At 64.7% G+C, this 19,620-nt stretch carries 18 protein-coding genes; 8 read left to right on the top strand and 10 right to left on the bottom strand.

What is annotated here, in order from left to right:
* The first annotated feature begins 54 nt into the window (after window positions 1-54).
* The 4 genes from ACWPMX_RS04795 to ACWPMX_RS04780 all read left to right on the top strand — a co-directional run bounded on the left by ACWPMX_RS04795 (window position 55) and on the right by ACWPMX_RS04780 (window position 3,358).
* Entirely contained in the window at window positions 55-393 is a 339-nt protein-coding gene (locus tag ACWPMX_RS04795; protein ID WP_455698903.1) for a PilZ domain-containing protein, read from the top strand.
* Between the two features lie 64 nt (window positions 394-457).
* A complete protein-coding gene (locus ACWPMX_RS04790; RefSeq protein WP_455700730.1) occupies window positions 458-1,744 on the top strand; it encodes an MFS transporter in 1,287 nt (428 codons plus the stop codon).
* Between the two features lies 1 nt (window position 1,745).
* Window positions 1,746-2,666 (top strand): cysteine synthase A, encoded by a 921-nt coding sequence (cysK, locus tag ACWPMX_RS04785; RefSeq protein WP_455698902.1) that lies wholly within the window; start codon window positions 1,746-1,748, stop codon window positions 2,664-2,666.
* A complete protein-coding gene (locus ACWPMX_RS04780) occupies window positions 2,663-3,358 on the top strand; it encodes a dienelactone hydrolase family protein (RefSeq protein ID WP_455698901.1) in 696 nt (231 codons plus the stop codon). The genes cysK and ACWPMX_RS04780 overlap by 4 nt, the downstream gene beginning before the upstream one ends.
* Here ACWPMX_RS04780 and ACWPMX_RS04775 read toward each other — a convergent pair.
* From ACWPMX_RS04775 to ACWPMX_RS04750, 6 genes are all read right to left on the bottom strand, one after another.
* Complete coding sequence (locus tag ACWPMX_RS04775) at window positions 3,355-3,588, bottom strand: hypothetical protein (protein ID WP_455698900.1); 234 nt, start codon at window positions 3,586-3,588, stop codon at window positions 3,355-3,357. The genes ACWPMX_RS04780 and ACWPMX_RS04775 overlap by 4 nt on opposite strands.
* The gene (locus tag ACWPMX_RS04770; RefSeq protein ID WP_455698899.1) at window positions 3,585-5,198 is read right to left on the bottom strand and encodes a long-chain fatty acid--CoA ligase; all 1,614 of its coding nucleotides are present in this window, start codon (window positions 5,196-5,198) and stop codon (window positions 3,585-3,587) included. Before ACWPMX_RS04770 ends, ACWPMX_RS04775 begins: the two co-directional genes overlap by 4 nt.
* Before the next feature lie 44 nt (window positions 5,199-5,242).
* The gene (gene dnaE, locus ACWPMX_RS04765; protein ID WP_455698898.1) at window positions 5,243-8,713 is read right to left on the bottom strand and encodes a DNA polymerase III subunit alpha; all 3,471 of its coding nucleotides are present in this window, start codon (window positions 8,711-8,713) and stop codon (window positions 5,243-5,245) included.
* A gap of 64 nt (window positions 8,714-8,777) precedes the next feature.
* Window positions 8,778-9,257, bottom strand: coding sequence for a glutathione peroxidase (locus ACWPMX_RS04760; protein ID WP_455698897.1), 480 nt, complete (start codon window positions 9,255-9,257; stop codon window positions 8,778-8,780).
* 57 nt (window positions 9,258-9,314) lie between these two features.
* Window positions 9,315-9,992 (bottom strand): ABC transporter ATP-binding protein, encoded by a 678-nt coding sequence (locus ACWPMX_RS04755; protein WP_455698896.1) that lies wholly within the window; start codon window positions 9,990-9,992, stop codon window positions 9,315-9,317.
* The gene (locus ACWPMX_RS04750) at window positions 9,985-11,226 is read right to left on the bottom strand and encodes a lipoprotein-releasing ABC transporter permease subunit (RefSeq protein ID WP_455698895.1); all 1,242 of its coding nucleotides are present in this window, start codon (window positions 11,224-11,226) and stop codon (window positions 9,985-9,987) included. The genes ACWPMX_RS04755 and ACWPMX_RS04750 overlap by 8 nt, the downstream gene beginning before the upstream one ends.
* A 167-nt stretch (window positions 11,227-11,393) precedes the next feature.
* Between ACWPMX_RS04750 and purF the strand changes: the two genes are divergently transcribed.
* The 3 genes from purF to ACWPMX_RS04735 all read left to right on the top strand — a co-directional run bounded on the left by purF (window position 11,394) and on the right by ACWPMX_RS04735 (window position 14,049).
* Complete coding sequence (gene purF / locus ACWPMX_RS04745; protein ID WP_455698894.1) at window positions 11,394-12,866, top strand: amidophosphoribosyltransferase; 1,473 nt, start codon at window positions 11,394-11,396, stop codon at window positions 12,864-12,866.
* The gene (locus tag ACWPMX_RS04740) at window positions 12,867-13,577 is read left to right on the top strand and encodes an SDR family NAD(P)-dependent oxidoreductase (protein ID WP_455698893.1); all 711 of its coding nucleotides are present in this window, start codon (window positions 12,867-12,869) and stop codon (window positions 13,575-13,577) included. It begins immediately after the preceding gene.
* A gap of 121 nt (window positions 13,578-13,698) precedes the next feature.
* The gene (locus tag ACWPMX_RS04735) at window positions 13,699-14,049 is read left to right on the top strand and encodes a PilZ domain-containing protein (RefSeq protein WP_455698892.1); all 351 of its coding nucleotides are present in this window, start codon (window positions 13,699-13,701) and stop codon (window positions 14,047-14,049) included.
* 1 nt (window position 14,050) lies between these two features.
* On the opposite strand, the gene ACWPMX_RS04730 is transcribed toward ACWPMX_RS04735, so the two are convergent.
* From ACWPMX_RS04730 to ACWPMX_RS04720, 3 genes are read right to left on the bottom strand one after another with little or no spacing between them, the layout of a single operon-like run.
* Window positions 14,051-15,211, bottom strand: coding sequence for a serine hydrolase domain-containing protein (locus ACWPMX_RS04730; protein WP_455698891.1), 1,161 nt, complete (start codon window positions 15,209-15,211; stop codon window positions 14,051-14,053).
* Window positions 15,208-16,497 carry a class I SAM-dependent methyltransferase gene (locus ACWPMX_RS04725; RefSeq protein ID WP_455698890.1) on the bottom strand — a complete coding sequence of 430 codons (1,290 nt, stop codon included), beginning with the start codon at window positions 16,495-16,497 and terminating at the stop codon, window positions 15,208-15,210. The genes ACWPMX_RS04730 and ACWPMX_RS04725 overlap by 4 nt, the downstream gene beginning before the upstream one ends.
* 35 nt (window positions 16,498-16,532) lie before the next feature.
* A complete protein-coding gene (locus tag ACWPMX_RS04720) occupies window positions 16,533-17,903 on the bottom strand; it encodes a cryptochrome/photolyase family protein (RefSeq protein WP_455698889.1) in 1,371 nt (456 codons plus the stop codon).
* Between the two features lie 41 nt (window positions 17,904-17,944).
* Here ACWPMX_RS04720 and ACWPMX_RS04715 point away from each other — a divergent pair, with 41 nt between their 5' ends.
* Window positions 17,945-18,730, top strand: coding sequence for a phosphatase PAP2 family protein (locus tag ACWPMX_RS04715; protein WP_455698888.1), 786 nt, complete (start codon window positions 17,945-17,947; stop codon window positions 18,728-18,730).
* On the opposite strand, the gene ACWPMX_RS04710 is transcribed toward ACWPMX_RS04715, so the two are convergent.
* Window positions 18,687-19,619 carry a metal-dependent hydrolase gene (locus tag ACWPMX_RS04710; RefSeq protein ID WP_455698887.1) on the bottom strand — a complete coding sequence of 311 codons (933 nt, stop codon included), beginning with the start codon at window positions 19,617-19,619 and terminating at the stop codon, window positions 18,687-18,689. The genes ACWPMX_RS04715 and ACWPMX_RS04710 overlap by 44 nt on opposite strands.
* Between the last annotated feature and the right edge of the window lies 1 nt (window position 19,620).

The raw sequence follows: 19,620 nt of genomic DNA, 5'->3' as shown, positions 1-19,620 counted from the left end.
TATCAGCGATTTTCGGGCACCACGGTCTCGCCACACGAACGGGAGGCCAGTGGAGTGTCTGTTGGAGCACAGCTTTCGGTAACCGACCTGCGTCGCGCTGCGCGACACCCGGTCGACTATCCGGTTATCGCGGAGCACCAGCTGCGCGGTGACCTCAAGTTGCACGTGTCGAATATCTCGGCACACGGCTTCATGGTCGACGACGCCAAGGGCCTCGAGCGCGGGGACCGGGTCATCATTCGCCTGCCTGAAATTGGCCGGATCGAAGCCTATGTCATTTGGACGCGCGACGAACGGGCGGGCTTCCAGTTCGAGCGGATTATCCGCTTAGACGATTTCATTCACGTGATCGAAGCGTTGCAACCGAACCCGCGCCTGCGCCGCGCGCGCTAGACCGCCAAGAATTCATTAGCCGACATTTCGCAGCGCTTGCTTGGCAAGGACTGCGACCGGTGCCATGCGGCCAAGCGTGAGCGCCGCGCCGCATCCCCTGTCGATCGCGAATTTTCGCGCCTATTTCCTTGCCAGGCTTGCGTCGACCATCGCCATCAGCGCTCAGGCGATGATCATCGGCTGGCAGGTCTACTCGCTCGCTCGCGAGAGCATGGGAATCAGGGATTCGGCCTTCCTGCTTGGCATGATCGGGCTGGTCCAGTTCGTCCCCCTGTTCCTTCTCACACCAGTCGTCGGCCTGGTAGCGGACACATTCGATCGCCGCTGGATTGCCCGCTTCACGATGGCGGCAATGGTCGCCAATGCGGCGATGCTTGGTCTGCTGACGTGGTCGGGGTCGCTTACCCTCCCCTACCTTTTTCTTGCTGCCGTAGTCGTTGGACTGTGTCGCGCGTTTTCCGGGCCGGCCTTCTCGGCCCTCGCGCCGAACCTGGTACCACGTGAGGTCCTGCCTGCAGCGATCGCGGTAAGTTCGATCGCGTGGCAGGTTGGCACGATTGCCGGGCCCAGCGTCGGGGGTGTTCTCTACGCTATCCATCCGGACGTAGCCTACGGCACGATCGCCACGCTTCTCACGGTAGGGCTCGGCCTGCTGTTCCTGATCAGGAAAGTACCACAGCCTGCGGTCCAGACCGATCGCCACCCGCTGCACAGAGTCGCCGACGGGTTCGCCTATGTGCGTAACAACCGGCTCGTACTGGCGACGATCACGCTCGACCTGTTCGTGGTGCTGCTGGCGGGTGCGACCGCGCTGCTGCCGGTTTTCGCTCGCGACATTCTCCATGTAGGAGCCGATGGCTTCGGCGTCCTCGCAGCGGCCATGGGTATCGGCGCTACGGCCGCATCCATCTGGTTTTCGGTCAGGCCGATGAAGACAAACGTCGGCATGAAGATGCTGGGAGCAGTGGTCCTGTTCGCAGGCGCGTTGCTCGTCTTCGGTCTCTCTAAATGGTTCTGGGTGAGCTTCGGTGCGCTGACAGTCGCGGGTGCCGCCGACATGGTGTCGGTCTATGTCCGGCAATCTCTGATCCAGCTGCACACTCCCGACGAAATGCGGGGGCGTGTCGGCGCGGTGTCCGCGTTGACGATCTCCGCTTCGAACGAACTAGGCGAGGCCGAATCGGGTCTTGTCGCCGCGCTGATCGGTCCGGTCGGCGCAGTCGTGTTCGGAGCGGTCGCGGCAATCGGTATCACGATCGCGTGGGCGCGCCTGTTCCCGGAACTTAGGCTTGCCAAGACCTTTGATCCGCCGCCACAACCGGAAACCGGACCAGCCCCCAAGGAGGCATGACATGAAAGCCGCAAGTGTTCTCGAAACCATCGGCAACACGCCGCACATCCGCCTCAGTCGCCTGTTCCCCGATCATGACGTCTGGGTGAAGAGCGAGCGGACCAACCCCGGCGGATCGATCAAGGACCGCATCGCGCTCGCCATGGTCGAGGACGCCGAGAAATCCGGCGCGTTGAGCCCCGGCGGAACGATCATCGAGCCGACCAGCGGCAATACCGGAATCGGCCTTGCGATGGTGGCGGCGGTCAAAGGGTACAAGCTCGTCCTCGTCATGCCCGAAAGCATGAGCCTGGAGCGGCGCCGCCTGATGCTAGCGTATGGCGCAAGCTTCGACCTGACTCCGCGGGAAAAGGGAATGAAGGGTGCACTTGAGCGGGCGACCGAGTTGGTCGCCGCAACGCCGGGTGCGTGGATGCCGCAGCAGTTCGAAAATCCGGCTAACGTCGCGGTCCACGCCCGCACAACCGCGCGGGAGATCATCGCCGATTTCGCAGACAAACCGGTCGATGTACTCGTTACTGGGGTCGGCACCGGCGGTCACCTGACCGGTTGTGCGGAAGTACTGAAGGGCGAGTGGCCATCCATGAAGGCCTATGCCGTAGAGCCCGCGCTTTCTCCCGTCATCTCTGGCGGACAGCCGGGGCCGCACCCGATCCAGGGTATCGGCGCCGGGTTCATCCCGGGAAATCTCCATACGCGTGCGATCGATGGTGCGATTCAGGTCGATGCCGATGCGGCGAAGGAAATGGCCCGACGCTGTGCGGTCGAAGAAGGCCTGCTTGTCGGCATTTCGAGCGGCGCCACCCTTGCGGCCATCGCGCAGAAACTGGGCGAACTCGCTCCGGGCAGCCGCATACTCGGGTTCAACTACGACACCGGCGAACGGTATCTGTCGGTGCCCGACTTCCTGCCCGAGGCATGACGGGAGAACCGGTCGCCTACCGGGACGGCGAGACCGAGCTTAAAGGCGCGGTCTTCCGGCCCGCGACCGCACCCCGGGCCGCGATCGCGGTATTCCCGACGATCATGAACCCGACGCCCGCGGTCGAGGCCAAGGCGCGTGCGCTGGCGGATGCGGGTTATCTCGCATTTCTTTGCGACTTCTACGGCGAGACGCCCGACAATTTTGCTGCGTCGGTTGAGCTCGCAACGGCCTTGCGCGCGGACCCGGCCGCTTATCGACGGCGATTGCTGGCTGGCATCGGACGAATGTCCGCCATCGCCCCGGGTATGCCGCATGGTGCGATCGGGTTCTGCATGGGCGGACAAGCGGTTCTTGAACTGGCGCGCGCGGGGACCACGCTAGGGGCGGTCGCAAGTTTTCATGGCCTGCTCGATACCAGGCTGCCGGCGGATCCGGGAGCGGTCTCGGCCCGCATCCTTGTGTGCCACGGCGATGCCGACGCGCTCGTTCCACGCTCGCAAGTGCTGGTTTTCTGGGAGGAAATGGACCGTGCCGGTGCGAACTGGCATTTCCACTCTTACAGCGGAGTAGTCCACGGGTTCACCAATCCCAACCCGCCGCCAGCGGGAGGACCGCCGTCATTCGATCCCAGCGCCGACCGCCAGAGCTGGGCGGCAATGTTGTCGCTGTTCGACGAGGTGTTCGCCTAGGCCCGAACGGCGATACGCCTGCGCCGGACGGACGGCAGCGCGATCGACAGTCCCACTCCGAGGGCAGCAGCGCCGGCCACGGCGAACTTCATCGCACTCAGCAGCGGTGCGTCAAACGTCGTGGTGTCGGCGGTCCACCACCAGGCCACGGTTTCGATCGCCAATTGCCCGCCGAGCAGCGTCATGAGGCCGATGGTAATGGCGATCGCGACCCGAAACGTTTCTTTCATGCGGCATCCTCCAGCCGGTAATCGCGGAATTGCTCCCGCAGATCCTTTTTGCTGATCTTGCCGGTGCCCGTGTGGGGTATGTCGTCGACGAATTCGATCGCATCGGGCAGCCACCATTTGGCGATCTTGTCCCGCAAGTGATCGAGCACATCGTCCGGCGTCACCGCCATTCCGGGCTTGGCCACACAGACCAGGATGGGCCGTTCGTCCCACCGCGGATGAGGTATGCCGATCGCCGCTGCCTCGGCAATCGCCGGGTGACCGACCGCCGCATTTTCAAGCTCGACCGAACTGATCCACTCTCCGCCCGACTTGATGACGTCCTTGGTCCGATCGGTGAGCTGCAGCGTGCCATCGGGCCAGATAACCGCGACATCACCCGTATCGAACCACTGGTCGGCATCGACCGCGTCGGCCTCGGCCTTGAAGTAGCGCTTAATGACCCACGGTCCGCGCACCTGGAGCGCGCCCGACGCCGCACCGTCGCGCGGAAGCACTTTGGCCGGATCGTCGAGGTCGACACAGCGCAGCTCCACTCCGAAGGCTGGCCGTCCTTGCTTCTGGACAAGATCGAGCTGCTGTTCGAAATCGAGCGAATCCCAATTGGCCGGCGGGGCCCCCACCGTTCCGATCGGGCTTGTTTCGGTCATGCCCCACGCATGCGCGACGCTGATACCGTTGCGCATCAATCGCTCGATCATGAACCGCGGAGCGGCCGATCCACCGATGATCGCACGCTGCAACCTTCCGACATCGCGCACGTCCTGACCGGTCGAGTCGAGATAACCGAACATCGCCAGCCACACCGTCGGGACGCCGGCCGAGTGAGTGACCTGCTCGCGCTCCATCAGATTGCACAGAACTTGCGGATCGTTGACCGCGGAATAGACGAATTTGATGCCCGGAATCGTCCCGGCCCACGGCAACCCCCAACTCGCCGCATGGAACATCGGCACGATCGGCAGCATGACCGAGCGGGAATCGAAGTCGAACAGGTTTGGCTGCACGCCTGCCATCGCGTGGAGCACGGTCGAGCGGTGTTCGTAGAGCACGCCCTTGGGATTGCCCGTCGTGCCACTGGTGTAGCAGAGCATGCAGGGATCGCGCTCGGCCACCGGCTCCCATGACGTTTGGCCGTCGTGCGCGGCAATCCAATCCTCGAACGCGATGCTATTCTCGCCGGAATCGAAACAGACGTATGTTTCCACGCACGGCCACTTGTCGCGCATCCGGTCGATGATCGGTTGGAACGCCGCATCGTAGAGCATGACTTTGTCTTCGGCGTGGGTAACGATGTATTCGAGCTGGTCGTCGAACAACCGGGGGTTGATGGTGTGGAGCACACCGCCGACACCGACCGCACCGTACCAAGTGACCAAATGACGGCTGTGGTTCATCGCGAGCGTCGCGATGCGGTCGCCCTTGCGCACTCCCGCTGCCCGCAAAGCCTGCGTCATCCGCAATGCATCGTGGCGAACCCCGGCCCACGTCGTGCGTGTTTCGCTGCCGTCGGCCCAGTGGGTGACGTGCTCCCGAAGTCCGTATTCGCGCGCCGCATGGTCGATCAGGTGAGTCACCACCAGATCCCAGTCTTGCATCGCTCCCAGCATTCCTCGCTCCTCGTTCCCGGCCGCTTACCGGCAGAGGAGCCGGATCAGGCCACCAGTCGCAGGTTCGGTCCGCGCTGGGTTGTGAGTTGCACATTGGCAAGCCCTTCGATGCTTGCCAAGCGTTCGGCGAGTTCGCCGTCGATCTGGAAATCTCCGCCGAGCCGAACCAGCGGTTCCTCGGTGCCGCCGGTGCGCAGCCGCACGCGAACCTCACCACGCCCTTCGGCGCCCTGTATCAGTTCATCCTTCAGCGATCCGATCGCCTCGGGCAGTTCGACATCGAGCGTCAGCACCATGCGAGCGGCCGCCTTGACGTCACGCAGAGGTCGCGCGCCGCGCACGGTCACCCGCGGCGGCTCGTCGGGGCTCGGGCTGTCGAGTTCCACGTTGAGGAGTACGCAAGTGCCCTCGTCCGCCCATTTCACGAAGTTGGCGACGAGCGATTCCTCGAAGCAGGCGGCCGAGAACTGGCCCGAACTGTCGGAGAAATCGGCCCGTACGAAATCCTTACCCTTGCGGGTGCGGCCCTTGTTTACTTTCTCAACCATCGCCGCAATTACCGCGGGCGCGCGTCCGCCCGCTGGCGCACCACTACCCATCAACGAGGCGAAGCTGCGCGCGCCATTGGCCGAAGCGATCGCCCGGTACTGCCCGACCGGATGGGCGGAGAAATAGAACCCGAAGTTGTCGCGTTCGCGCGCCATGCGGTCGGAGCGGGACCACGGCTCTGCGTCCTTGAGCCGCAGCGCGGTGTCCGCCTGCGCCTCGCCGCCGAACAACGCCGCCTGCCCGCTTTCCCGCTCGCGATTGGCCGCGTCGCTCACCGCGAGCAGCAGGTCGACGTTGGCGAATAGCTTGGCCCGGTCGGGTTCCAGCGCATCCAGCGCACCGGCGGCAACGAGACCTTCGAGCTGGCGCGAGTTCATCGAGCCCTTGGGCAGCCGCTCGAAAAGTTCCTGCACCGTCTCGAACCAGCCATGCGCCTCGCGCTCCTCGACGAGAGCTTCCATCGCCTTCTCGCCGACGTTCTTGATGCCCGCCAGGGCATAGCGAACCGCGTAGCCCTCGTCGGTCCGCTCGACGGTGAATTCGGCTTCCGACCGGTTCACGTCCGGCGGCGCGATCTCGATCCCCGCTCGGCGCGCATCGTCGACGAACACCGCCAGCTTTTCCGACTGGTGCATGTCGAAGCACATCGAGGCGGCGTAGAACTCCTCGGGGTAATGCGCCTTCAGCCATCCGGTCTGATAGGCAAGCAGCGCGTAAGCGGCGGCGTGCGACTTGTTGAAGCCATAGCCGGCAAACTTGTCGATCAAATCGAACAACTCGTTCGCACGTTTGGCGGGGATCTGGGATACTTCGGCACAACCGTCGACGAAGCGCTGGCGTTGCGCGTCCATCTCGGCCTGGACCTTCTTGCCCATCGCACGGCGCAGCAGGTCGGCATCGCCCAGCGAATATCCGGCGAGGATCTGCGCCGCCTGCATGACCTGTTCCTGGTAGACGAAAATCCCGTAGGTTTCGGCCAGGATGCCTTCGAGCTTGGGGTGCGGGTATTCGATCGGCACCTCGCCCGCCTTGCGCTTGCCGAACAGGGGGATGTTGTCCATCGGACCCGGGCGGTACAGCGAGACCAGCGCGATGATGTCGCCGAAATTGGTCGGCTTCACCGCCGTCAGCGTGCGGCGCATGCCTTCGGATTCCAGCTGGAACACCCCGACCGTGTTGCCACTCTTCATCAATTCATAGACTTGCGCGTCGTCGAGCGGCAGCGCGCTGAGATCGATCGTTACGCCGCGCTTCGCCAGCAGCTCGATCGCCTTCTGCAGGACCGACAGGGTCTTGAGGCCTAGAAAGTCGAATTTTACCAGTCCCGCGCTTTCGACGTGCTTCATGTCGAACTGGGTGACCGGCATGTCCGAACGCGGGTCGCGATAAAGCGGGACGAGTTGCGCCAAGGGCCGGTCGCCGATCACCACACCGGCCGCGTGGGTCGAGCTGTTGCGCGGATACCCTTCGAGCTGCATCGACAGGTCGATCAAACGCCGAACATCGTCGTCGTTGTCGTATTCGCGCTTGAACTCGCTCACCCCGTTGAGGGTGCGTGGCAGGGTCCACGGATCGGTCGGATGGTTCGGGACCATCTTGCACAGCCGATCGACGTGGCCGTAGCTCATCTGCAGGATGCGCCCGGCGTCGCGCAGCACTGCGCGCGCCTTCAGTTTACCGAAAGTGATGATCTGCGCGACGTGGTCGCCGCCATACTTCGCCTGGACATAGCGGATCACCTCGCCGCGGCGCGTTTCGCAGAAGTCGATGTCGAAGTCCGGCATCGACACGCGTTCCGGATTGAGGAAGCGTTCGAAGAGCAGGCCCAGCTTGATCGGGTCGAGGTCGGTGATCGTCAGCGCCCAAGCGACGAGCGACCCGGCGCCCGAACCACGTCCCGGGCCCACCGGGATGCCGTTGTCCTTCGCCCACTTGATGAAGTCCGCGACGATCAGGAAGTAGCCCGGAAACCCCATCTGGTTGATGATGTCGATCTCGAACTCCAGCCGATCGACGTAAACCTGCAGTTCGTCGTCAGGGAGTTCGCCATACTTCTCGAGCCGGGCCGCGAGACCGCGCCGCGAATCCTCTGCCAGCATCCTCGCCTCGCCCTCGAGGTCGCCGGCCAGGCTCGGCAGGATCGGCGCGCGGTTGGGGGGCGCGTAGGCACACCGCTGTGCCACGACGAGGGTGTTGGAAGTCGCCTCGGGCAGGTCGGCGAACAGTTCCTCCATCATCGGCGCCGACTTTACGAACGCCTCGGGATTGGAGCGCGGACGCTCGGCAGCATCGATGTGGGTCGAGTGCGCGATACACAACATGGCGTCGTGCGCCGGGTGGAAGTGCGGGTCGGCGAAGTTCGCCGGGTTGGTTGCCACCAACGGCACGTTTCGCGCGTAGGCGAGGTCGATGAGTGTGTCCTCGGCCGTATCGCACACGGCCGAACTGCTGCGAGCCAGTTCGATATAGAGGCGGCCCGGAAACAAGCCTTCCAGCTTTTCGCACAACGCTTCGGCCTCGTCCTTACGGCCGTCGGCAAGGAGGCGTGTCAGTGCGCCCTCGCCCGCACCGGTCAGAGCGATAAGACCTTCAGTCCTGCCCTCCAGATCGGCGAGCTTGACGTGCGCCGGAAGCTCCATCGGCCGATCGAGGTGCGCCTGGCTGACGAGGTGACACAGGTTGTGATACCCGGTCTCGTCCTGCGCGAAGAGCGGCAGGTAATCGATCGTCTCCCCCGAGTCCCCGCGCGCGATGCCGAGCAGCGTGCCGACAATGGGCTGGATGCCGAGATCGAAACACGCCTTGGCGAAGGCAACCACACCGTACAGGCCGTTCCGGTCGCAGATCGCGATGGCCGGAAAGCCCCGATCCTTGGCAAGCCGCGCGATCGCCTTGGGGTCGATCGCCCCTTCGAGCATCGAGTAGCTCGACATGACGCGCAAGGGGACGAACGGAGCGAAAGCCATGGGGCGAAGATGATGCTCCGCGCCGCGATTCGGAAGGGGTCGCGGGCGCGATTTGTCCACAGGATCAGAGCAGTCGGGCGATATCCTTCTCGATGCTGCGCGGGGCATCGTTGGGGGCATAGCGCTTCACCACCTTGCCGCTGCGATCGATCAGGAACTTCGTGAAGTTCCACTTGATCGCCTTGCTGCCGAGGATGCCCGGTGCCTCGCCCTTCATCCAGTCATAGAGCGGAGAGGCTCCGTCGCCGTTCACCTCGACCTTCTTGAGAACCGGGAACGTTACGTCGTAAGTCAGCTTGCAGAACGTCGCGATTTCCTCGGCGTTGCCGGGCTCCTGCGTGCCGAACTGGTTGCAGGGAAAACCGAGCACCTCGAATCCTTGGTCGCCGAACTTGCGCTGGAGTTCCTCGAGACCTTCGTACTGCGGCGTAAACCCGCACTTGCTGGCCACGTTCACCACCAGCAGTACCTTGCCCAGCTTGTCACCAAGATCGAGCTTGCTTCCGTCGGCGTTCTCGACGGTGAAATCGGATATCGTGGTCATCGCGGTTCTCCCTTTGAGCGAATAGACCACGCGTGACTCACGCTGCCAAGCCTGCGGCTATTCGAGCAGGCCTTCGTGGAGGCGCACCACGCGGTCCATCCGAAGCGCCAGACGTTCGTTGTGGGTCGCGACCAATGCGGCGCTGCCTTCGCCGCGCACGAGAGCAAGGAACTGCTCCAGAACGACGTCTGCCGTCTTTTCGTCCAGATTGCCCGTGGGTTCGTCGGCCAGGACGAGCTGCGGCCTGTTCGCAAGCGCCCGGCCGACGGCCACGCGCTGCTGTTCGCCGCCCGAGAGCTGGCTCGGCCGGTGGTGCAGCCGGTGACCGAGACCGAGCGAAGTCAGGATGGCCTGCGCCCTCTCCTCCGCCTCGGCCTTGACCCGGCCAGAGACGAGCTGCGGAATGACCACGTTCTCGATCGCGTTGAAATCGGGCAGCAGGTGATGGAACTGATAGACGAAGCCAAGGTGCTCGCGACGTAGCTTGGTGCGGCCTTCGGGCGGCAGCGCGCTGGCATCGGTGCCCGCGATCTCGATTTTGCCGCGAAAACCACCCTCGAGCAGGCCGACCGCCTGCAGCATGGTGGACTTGCCCGAACCCGATGGGCCGAGCAGCGCGACGATCTCTCCGGGCGCGATTTCCAGGTTCACGCCGCGCAGGACGTCGATACGCACCCCGCCCTGCTCGAACGAGCGGGCAAGGTCTGTCAGGCGGACGACGGGGCCGTTACTCATAGCGGAGCACCTGCACCGGATCGGTGCTCGCCGCCTTGAAGGCCGGGTAGAGCGTAGCGAGAAAGCTCAAGACGAGCGCGAGCAGCGCGATCCCGACGATTTCGACCGGATCAGGTCGCGACGGAAGGGTCGTCAGGAAGCGAACCGAGGGATCCCACAGGTTCTGGCCGGTCACGACCTGGATCACGTTCACGATGCCTTGCCGGAACGTGAGAATGAGGAATCCGAGCAGCAGTCCGGTGCCCGTCCCCACCGCACCGACAACGAACCCGGCGGTGACGAAAATCTTGAGCAGCGAACGCCGCGTCGCCCCCATGGTGCGCATGATCGCGATGTCGCGGGTCTTCGCGCGCACCAGCATCACGAGGCTCGAGAGAATGTTGAATGCCGCCACAAGCACGATCATCGACAGCGCGAAGAACATCGCCACCCGCTCCACCTCGAGCGCTTCGAACAGCGACGAGTTGATGGTCTTCCAGTCGTTGACCACGGCCCGGCCCGCCAACTGCTTGGCGATCGGGGCGAGGTATTCCGCGGCCTTGTCTGCATCGTCGGTCGTCACCTCGATCATGCCGATCGTGTCGCCGATGAGCATGAGGGTCTGCGCATCGGCGATCGGCATGACCACGAACGACTGGTCGTAGTCGTACACGCCGATCTCGAAGATCGCCGCGACCTGGTAGCCGACCTGGCGCGGCACCGTGCCGAACGGCGTGGAGCGGCCAGCGGGATTGATGATCGTGATCGTATCGCCGACCTGCGCGCCGATGTTCTCGGCGAGGCGGGCGCCGATCGCGACTTGGCTCGCGTCTGGCTTCAGCGGATCGAGGCTGCCCGCCACGACCTTTTCCTGCAGTTCGCGAATATTCTCGGCCGTGTTGCCGCGCACCAGCACCGCTTCGACCCGGCCGTTGAACGTGACGAGCAGCGGCTGCTCGATCAGCGGGCTCGCCTTGGTCACACCGGGCGTCTGGCGGATTTCCTGGAGGATGCCCTGCCAGTTATCGAGCCGCCCTCCGTAGGCCTGCACGATCGCGTGACCGTTCAGACCCACGATCTTGTCGAGCAGTTCGGCGCGGAAGCCGTTCATCACGCTCATGACGACGACGAGCAGCGCGACCGACAGCATGACCACACCCACGCTGATCCCGGCGACGAGTGCGATAAAGCCTTCGCCCTTGCCAGGCAGCATGTAGCGCTTGGCGATCGTCCATTCGAAAGGGGAGAGGAGCAAGGGTCGGGAGAACTCGTTCAGAAAGCGTTTCGCGGCGCGGTGTAGGGATGCCGTGCGCCAGTGGCAATGGTCGATGGGCTAATGGCCGAGGGCGGGCCGCGGGCCTTGTATTACGCCCCCAACATCGCCATTGAGCGGCGCGCGAGCAGCGAGGCCCCGAAAGCCCCATGAAATTCCAGCATCCGTTTGAAACCGCAGATGGCGACAAGCTGCGCGAGGAGTGCGGCGTATTCGGTGCGATTGGCGCGCCGGACGCGTCCGCCATCACCGCGTTAGGCCTCCATGCCCTGCAGCACCGCGGCCAGGAAGCGGCGGGCATCACCAGCTACGACGGGCAGGAATTCTATTCGCGCAAGGGCCTCGGACACGTCGCGGAGAATTTCTCGAGCGCCGAATCCCTTGCCGAACTGCCCGGCATCATGGCCTCGGGCCACGTGCGCTATTCGACCACGGGTGGATCGGGCGTGCGGAACGTGCAACCGCTCTATGCCGATCTCGCGACAACCGGCTTCGCGATCGCGCACAACGGCAACATCTCGAACGCGATGGCGCTGCGGGCGGACCTCGTGCGCAAGGGTGCGATCTTCCAGTCGACCAGCGACACCGAAGTCATCATCCACCTCGTCGCGACGAGCCGCTACGCTACGACCATCGACCGCTTGATCGATGCCCTGCGCATGGTCGAAGGCGCCTATTCGCTGATCGTGATGACCAAGCGCGGGATGATCGCGTGCCGCGACCCGCTAGGCATCCGGCCGCTGGTCATGGGCAAGCTCGGTGATACGACCGTGTTCGCGAGCGAGACCGTCGCGCTCGACGTCGTCGGCGCCGATTTCGTGCGCCAGATCGATCCGGGCGAGATCGTTCGTGTCGACTTCGACGGCAACGTCACCTCGTTGCGCCCCTTCGGCTCGCACCATCCGCGCCCGTGCATCTTCGAGCACGTCTATTTTAGTCGCCCCGATTCGATCTTCGACGGCCGTTCGGTCTACGAGGCGCGCAAGGCGATCGGGCAGCAACTCGCTCTCGAGAGCCCCGCCGACGTCGATCTCGTCGTAGCGGTGCCCGACAGCGGCGTGCCCGCAGCGATCGGCTACGCGCAGGCATCCGGCGTTCCGTTCGAACTCGGCATCATCCGCTCGCACTATGTCGGGCGGACGTTCATCCAGCCCGGCGACAGCGCGCGCCATTCGAGCGTCAAGCGCAAGCACAACGCCAATCGCGGCCTTGTCGAGGGCAAGCGCATCGTCCTGATCGACGATTCGATCGTGCGCGGCACCACGTCCATGAAGATCGTCGAGATGATGCGCGATGCCGGCGCGACCGAGGTCCACTTCCGCGTCGCCAGTCCGCCGACCGCGCACTCGTGCTTTTACGGCGTCGACACGCCCGAGCGGTCCAAACTGCTCGCCGCGCGCATGGACATCGAACCGATGCGCGAATTCATCAAGGCGGACAGTCTTGCGTTCGTGTCTATCGACGGGCTGTATCGCGCCGTGGGCGAGACGTCGCGCAATGCCGCCCGGCCGCAGTATTGCGATGCCTGCTTCACCGGCGACTATCCCACGTCGCTGACCGACCTGGCCGGTCGCGAGAATCGGGATGCGCAGCTTTCCTTCCCCGTCAACAAGGTCGCCTGAGTGACTGACAGCAAGCCGTTTGACGGCCGTGTCGCGCTCGTGACCGGGTCCAGCAAGGGCATCGGTGCCGCGACCGCCAGGGCGCTTGCCGCCGAGGGCGCGCACGTTATCCTGACCGGCCGCGACGTAAAGGCGCTGGAGACGGTCGAGGACTCGATCCACGAGACCGGCGGTAGTGCGACGATCGCCCCGCTCGACCTGTCGGAACCCGATGGCATCCCGCGCCTCGCCGCCGCGATCGCGCAGCGGTGGGACAAGCTCGACGTGCTGGTCCTGAGCGCAGCCTACCTGCCGACGCTCACCCCGGTCACGCAGGTCGATCCAAAGCAGATCGGCCAGGCGATGACAGTCAACGTGCTGGCCACGCAGGCGATGCTCGCCGCGTTCGATCCGCTGCTCAAGCGCGCCGGACATGCGCGCGTTGTCGGCCTGACGAGTTCGGTCGGCACCGCACCGCGCGCGTTCTGGTCGGCCTACGCTGCAAGCAAGGCCGCATTCGAGTCGATCCTGGACTCCTATGCGATGGAGATCGAGAAACTCGGCGACACCCGCGTAGCCGTCGTAGATCCCGGTGCGACGCGCACTGCGATGCGCGCCAAGGCCTATCCCGGCGAGGACCCCGCGAGCGTAAAGCCGCCCGAAGAGGTGGCAAAGCACCTGGTTGCTCTGCTGCAACAGGATTTCCCGACGCGGCACCGCTTTCGTCCTTAGCGAGCGCTTAACCTTTATCGGTCACGGGTCGGAAAGCAGCTTGCGGCACCCTTCGCAAAGTCTGGTCGGTGGCCCCGGTTGGACGAACCCAACCGGGACGTGAAGAAGGGCAAGTATCGCGATGATCAACATGCAGGACCGCTACGCGCTGGCCGCTCAGGAAGATCGCTGTTCGCCGCGCACGAAGATCAGCATTCCCGCGCAATTACGTGCATCGGGCGGACGCCCGTTCCGCACCGTGGTGCACGACCTGTCGATCTCCGGCTTCTCGGCCGCGGCGATCAACCGGATGCATGTCGGCCAATTCTGCTGGCTGACCCTGCCCGGCCTCGAATCGCTGCAGGCCGAGGTGATCTGGTGGGACAACTGCGTCGCCGGTTGTGCCTTTTCGGAGCTGCTGAGCCCGATCGTGCACGACAACATCCTCGCCCGCTACACGGGCGGCGGCACGGTGTACCGCCCCGTCGCGTAACCTAACGGTTGCTGGCCGCGATTACCGCATCGAGCATTTCGCGGCGCGTTTTCGATAGCCCGCTGCCGGTCGCGGTCGGCCAGTTCGAGACGACCGCGATCACCAGTCGCTGCTCCGGCACCACGGTGATCGACTGGCCGAAGATGCCTTGCGCGCCGAAGCTGGCGTTCGGATAGGTCCACCACTGATAGCCGTATCCATTACCATTGCCGAAATCGACTTGCGGCGCCCCAGCGCGGCTGAACCAGCCAGCCGGGACCGAGGGCTGCCCACCCTCGAGCGCGAACTGCCCCATGCGTGCATAATCCGACAGGCGCAGCGAGATACAGCAGCCAGCGATGTTGCGGCCGCTGAGATCGGTCATCCAGAACAGTCCGTCCGAAAAGCCCGCGGGATCGACGATCTCGTCCTTGGCATAGACCGCCAGCGACTTGCCCGTCGCGGCCGCGACGAGATCGCCCAGCAGATTGGTCTCGAGCGTCTTGTAGACCCACTTATTGCCCGCAGGCGCCTCGCGCGAGAGGCTGCGGGCATAGGTTACTGCCTGCGGTTCGCCCGCGACCGGCGCCACTTGCAGCATGCGCGCGACGTCGCTCTTGGGATCGGTGTAGTCCTCGTTCCACTTGACCCCCGAGGTCATGGTAGCGAGCTGCTCGACCGTCACGCCTTCATAGGCGGAGCCGGTCAGCTGCGGCAGGTACTTGGTGACGGGATCGGATAGACTCGCAATGAAGCCATCCTTCACCGCCGCGCCGAGCAGGGTGGCAGTGAAGCTCTTGGCGACCGAAAAGCTGGTCCAACGCCCGGTTGGACCGAAACCGAGACCGTATTTCTCGTACCGCACCCGTCCGTCCTGTAGCACCATGATCCCGGCAGCGCCCTGCCGCGCGAGATAGGCATCGAGCGTGGCGACGGTCGCCGGATTGAGCGGAGCGCCGGCTGTAAGCGACCGCACCTTCGGCGCGGGCGTGGTGTCCTGACCGGCGAAAAAGTCCTCCATCCGCCGGAAGCGGTCGGACCGGGTCGCATCGTTCCAGAACAGCACCTGCTGGTCGGCTAGCGGAACGACCTGCGCGGGCTGGGTCGAACGAACCGACGCCACTTCGGGTGCCGCCGTGCACGCGGACAGAGTGAGCGCAGCGATCGCCAAAAGCTTCTTCATGTGGGTTCCTTGATCAGCGTGACCTGGTGGACATCGATCCCGCCGCCGCGGAACCCGCCCTCGCAATACATCAGGTAATAGCGCCACAGCTGGATGAAGCGCTGGTCGAAGCCCTCGGGCAGGCGGCCTTCCTCCACTGCCGCGTCGAAGTTCTCGCGCCAGATCTTGAGCGTCTCGGCATAGTGTTCGCCGAAGTCTGCCTGATCGGTCCAGACGAGGCCGCGCGCCTCGGCAAGTGCGCGGAACTCGCTTGTCTTGATCAGCAGGCCGCCCGGAAAGACGTAGGCCTGGATGAAGTCGGCGCTCCGAGCGTAGCTTTCGAACAGCGATTCCTTCATCGAGATGAACTGGATCGCCGCCCGGCCGCCCGGCCGCAGGTTGCGGGCGATGCAGTCCATGAACGTCGGCCAGTATTCCCGGCCGAGCGCCTCGACCATCTCCACGCTGACGATCGCGTCGTACGAACCGTGCGTGTCGCGGTAGTCCTGCTTGAGGAAACGCGGGTTGACCGGGTCGCTGCGCTTCGCGCGGCAGAATGCGAGCTGCGCGTCCGACAGGCTGATCGCATCGACCTGCGTGCGCCCGTCCTGCCGCGCCGCGTGGGCCAGCATACCCCACCCGCAGCCGATCTCGAGCAGGCTGTCCGCGTCGTGCGCATGAACCCTGTTGAGCATCGCGGTCGCCTTGGCGAGTTGCCCATAGTCCAGCGGCGTCACGAACTGCTGGAACTTCGACGGCCCGCCCAGGTCCTCGAAGATCGCGCTCGAATAGCACATCGATTGGCCGAGCCACGCTGCGTAGAAGTCGTTGCCGAGGTCGTAATGCGCGTGGATGTTCCGCTCGGCGCCGGCGTGCGTGTTGCGGTTGAGCCAGTGGGCAAAGCGCGCCGCTAGTCGGAAGGGGCCGCTGGCTCTGCCGGTATCGCCGAGCGTTTCGCCGTTGGCCATGAACAGGGCGAAGACTGGCACCGGATCGGGGCTGTCCCACTCGCCCGCCTCCCACGCCTGGTACCATCCGATCGATCCGTTGGTGGCGAGACGCAGCAGCGCGCGCCAGTCGCGCAAGTGGACTTCCGCTTCGAACCCCGGATTGCGACCGCCGAGCAGCCGCGTTGAACCGTCGGGCAGGTGGCCAAGGATCGATCCGCTTTCGAGCCCCGAGTCGATCCGGTCGAGCACCTTGTGAAATCCGGGCCCGAACAGGCGTGCGACTATTCCCGGGCTGCGTTCGAACCGCGCGCCCGCCGATAGAAGGGAGCCTCCCCTACCTAGCCCCTCTGCTCTCATGCGCGCCCTATGAACCGGAGCGATTGCTCTCGCAACTACCCGCGCGCGCTTCGGTACGCGGAAAGCGCCCGCTCGCGCCCTTCGCGGTGACCGATCATCCTGACGGGATAATCGCCGCGCTTCTCATCCGGCGGATCGTGGATGTCGCTGTCCGAAAGATCGGCCAATTCGGGCACGTATTCGCGGATATAATCAGCGGCGTCGAACTTCTCGCTCTGCGTCAGCGGCGCCATGATTCGCACGAACATGTTGCTGTCGACCCCAGTGCCCGAGATCCACTGCCAGTTGACCGCGTTGTTGCCGTAGTCGGCATCGACGAGGCAGTCCCAGAACCACTGCTCGCCCCGCCGCCAATCGACCAGCAAGTGCTTCACGAGAAAGCTCGCGGTGATCATCCGCACGCGGTTGTGCATCCAGCCGGTTCGCCAAAGCTGGCGCATCCCGGCATCGACGATCGGGTAGCCGGTCATTCCCCTCTGCCACGCGGCAAGGTCGGCATCGGCGGCCTTGCCGCTGCGCCAGAGACCCGAATAACCCTCGCGGTAGCTCTTGGTGGCGTAGTCCGGGTACTGCGCGATCACGTTTTGTGCGTAGTCGCGCCAGATGACTTCTTTCGCAAATGTCGCCCAACCCTGCCCGCGCCGCCTTTGCAGCCGGTGCCAGACCTGCGCGGCCGACATTTCGCCCCAGTGGAGGTGCGGCGACAGGCGCGAGGAGCCGTCGATCGAGGGCAAGTTGCGGCCTTTCTCATACTGAGCGACATCCTCGGCCCAGTCCTCAAGGCGTTCGTGGGCAGCGGCCTCACCGACGGCCCAGAACGCGTCGATGCCCTTCGACCAATCGGGCCGCGTGGGAAGCAACTTCCAGTCGGCGAGATCGTCGCTCTCCGGCCACTTGTCCGGCGAAGCGATCGACTTGGGAGCAGCCAGCGGATCGCGCGGCGGCATCTGCTCCAGCAGCGCCTTCGAGAACGGCGTGTAGATCTTGTACGGATCGCCCGAACCGGTTCGCACGCTGCCCGGCGGCATCAGGTAATTGCCGTCGTAGAGCGCAAGGTTGACCGATTTCGCCAGCGTCTCTTCCGCCTTGCGCCACCACGGTTCGTAGTGCGCTACGGCGTGCACCCGCTCCGCGCCGGTCTCCTTGGCGATCTTCGCGATCTCGCGCGCCGCGTCGCCCTTGCGCAGCACAATCCGCGAGTGGTGCTTGCCGAGGTCCTTGCTGAGCCTTTTGAGCGACTTGTGCAACCACCAGCGCCCCGCTCCGCCGATCGCATGGTCCCCCGCCGCCGCATCGTCGAGCACATAAACCGGAATCACCGATCCTGCTTCGGCTGCGGCGTGGACGGCGGGCTGGTCGGCCAAGCGAAGGTCGCGGCGGAGCCAGACGATCTGGGGAGCGGTCATTGCTTGCGGAACCCGATGCGCCCGGTGCAGGTTCCCCGATGATGGACGACCGGATCCGAGACCCGCATCACCTTCCCGCCGAAGCGGTTACTCTGCCCAGCCGTGGTTTCACGATCGACCGCCGCAAAGCGCTGATCGCAGCAGGCGTGTTGTGGACAGGGTTCGCAATCGTGGTCTGGGCGGTGGCAAACGGACACACGCACGAATTCGACCAGTTCGGCCTCCTCTCCGCGCGCCGTGAAGGCGATCACGCTTTCGCCGGATCGTCCAAGATGCTCGAAGGCGTGCGCGACATGACCGCGATGGGCGGCGTGCTGCTGCGGAACCTGTTCGCTGTCGGTGCGGTTGTGGCGCTGCTGTTCCTCAAGCTGCGGCGCGAGGCGGTGCTGTTCGCGATGACGGTGGCCTGCGGCTGGATTGCCAACAGCCTGCTCAAGGGCATCGTCGGGCGCGAGCGACCGCAGATCGTGCCCCACCTGATGGAGGCTGGCGGCGAGAGTTTCCCGAGCGGGCACAGCTTCAACTCCGCCGTGGTATACATCGCCATGGCGCTCGCCTTCGCCTCGATGAGTTCGCGCCATTCGGTCCGCTACACGATGGTCGGCGCGGCGATGGTCCTGTCGGCGATGATCGCGTGGAGTCGGGTGATGCTGGGCGTCCACTTCCCCAGCGACGTGACCGCGGGTTGGTTGGGCGGCGCCGGCTGGGCGTTCCTCGCCGCGGCGCTGCTCTACAAGCCCGCGCGGGCGGCGGCGGACAGCGGGGTGGGCGATGCGCTTGACCCTACTCAACCGGCTCACACCGGACATCCGGCAGGGCGACGGTGAACCGGTCGCGGGCGCGCGGATCGTAGTAGCGAGCGTCGCGGAGGAGCACTGAGCCATCGGGCGCGCGCTCGGCGAAAGGAGCGCGGGACCAGTAGAGGAAGGCTCGCAGCTCCGGATTGGGCAAACCCTTAAGCCGCTCCAACCGAAGTTTGCAAAATTCCGGATTTCGATCTGGCACTTGGTTCGGCGGATGGATTGTCCAAGGCTCCCCGGTTCTTTCAGGCCAGCCAATAATTGTCTCCCGCTTCCAGAACGTAAAAGGCACCGGACTTAGAATGACCATCTGAGGTCGAACGTCACTCGTGAAACCAACGCCTGAATGCGTGATCCCAGCATTCATCCCAATATACCCCAGTGCCACCGCGATCGCGATCCGCGCGGGCTTCATCCAGTCCCCGCCCCGCCTCTCCCGCCGCAGCGAGAACCACGTCGCGAAACCCATCAGGGCCCAGAGCCAGACGTCGATGATGAACAGAACGTCGCCGTAGAACCAGCGGTGCGAGAACGGTTCCAGCAGGCGCACGCCGTAGACATTGAGCCAGTCGAGCGCCGGATGGGTCAGCGTGGCAATAAAGGCGAGCGCGAAAAGTGACACGAAGTTGACACCCAAACGCGCCGTTGGCCGCGTCCCGCGCCGCGTCTGCCAGCGGTCGAACCACCACAGCCCACCCGCGACCAGCAGCGGCAGCAGCACCCACGCGATCGGCCCGTGGGTGATCCCGCGGCGGAACGCGAGGTGCTGCACCCCGTCGAGCCAGAGGAAGCACGCCGCATCGATATCGGGCACGTTCGCACCGATGATCAGCGCGGGCATGGCGAGGCCCGTCTTCCGCTTGAGACCAGCCTGCCCGATCAGCGCGCCGACAAGACTGTGCGTGAGGTTATCCATC

This window comes from Tsuneonella sp. HG094 (genome assembly GCF_053819285.1).
Note: the sequence above shows the minus strand (reverse complement) of the source record. Positions and strands in the feature narration are given on the sequence as shown.

Bases quoted from the DNA above. Each gene is read 5' to 3' on its own strand.
- ACWPMX_RS04790 (WP_455700730.1), top strand. From the start codon at position 458: ATGCGGCCAAGCGTGAGCGCCGCGCCGCATCCCCTGTCGATCGCGAAT.
- cysK (WP_455698902.1), top strand. From the start codon at position 1,746: ATGAAAGCCGCAAGTGTTCTCGAAACCATCGGCAACACGCCGCACATC.
- ACWPMX_RS04780 (WP_455698901.1), top strand. From the start codon at position 2,663: ATGACGGGAGAACCGGTCGCCTACCGGGACGGCGAGACCGAGCTTAAA.
- ACWPMX_RS04775 (WP_455698900.1), bottom strand. From the start codon at position 3,588: ATGAAAGAAACGTTTCGGGTCGCGATCGCCATTACCATCGGCCTCATG.
- ACWPMX_RS04770 (WP_455698899.1), bottom strand. From the start codon at position 5,198: ATGCTGGGAGCGATGCAAGACTGGGATCTGGTGGTGACTCACCTGATC.
- dnaE (WP_455698898.1), bottom strand. From the start codon at position 8,713: ATGGCTTTCGCTCCGTTCGTCCCCTTGCGCGTCATGTCGAGCTACTCG.
- ACWPMX_RS04760 (WP_455698897.1), bottom strand. From the start codon at position 9,257: ATGACCACGATATCCGATTTCACCGTCGAGAACGCCGACGGAAGCAAG.
- ACWPMX_RS04755 (WP_455698896.1), bottom strand. From the start codon at position 9,992: ATGAGTAACGGCCCCGTCGTCCGCCTGACAGACCTTGCCCGCTCGTTC.
- purF (WP_455698894.1), top strand. From the start codon at position 11,394: ATGAAATTCCAGCATCCGTTTGAAACCGCAGATGGCGACAAGCTGCGC.
- ACWPMX_RS04735 (WP_455698892.1), top strand. From the start codon at position 13,699: ATGATCAACATGCAGGACCGCTACGCGCTGGCCGCTCAGGAAGATCGC.
- ACWPMX_RS04730 (WP_455698891.1), bottom strand. From the start codon at position 15,211: ATGAAGAAGCTTTTGGCGATCGCTGCGCTCACTCTGTCCGCGTGCACG.
- ACWPMX_RS04725 (WP_455698890.1), bottom strand. From the start codon at position 16,497: ATGAGAGCAGAGGGGCTAGGTAGGGGAGGCTCCCTTCTATCGGCGGGC.
- ACWPMX_RS04720 (WP_455698889.1), bottom strand. From the start codon at position 17,903: ATGACCGCTCCCCAGATCGTCTGGCTCCGCCGCGACCTTCGCTTGGCC.
- ACWPMX_RS04715 (WP_455698888.1), top strand. From the start codon at position 17,945: ATGGACGACCGGATCCGAGACCCGCATCACCTTCCCGCCGAAGCGGTT.
- ACWPMX_RS04710 (WP_455698887.1), bottom strand. From the start codon at position 19,619: ATGGATAACCTCACGCACAGTCTTGTCGGCGCGCTGATCGGGCAGGCT.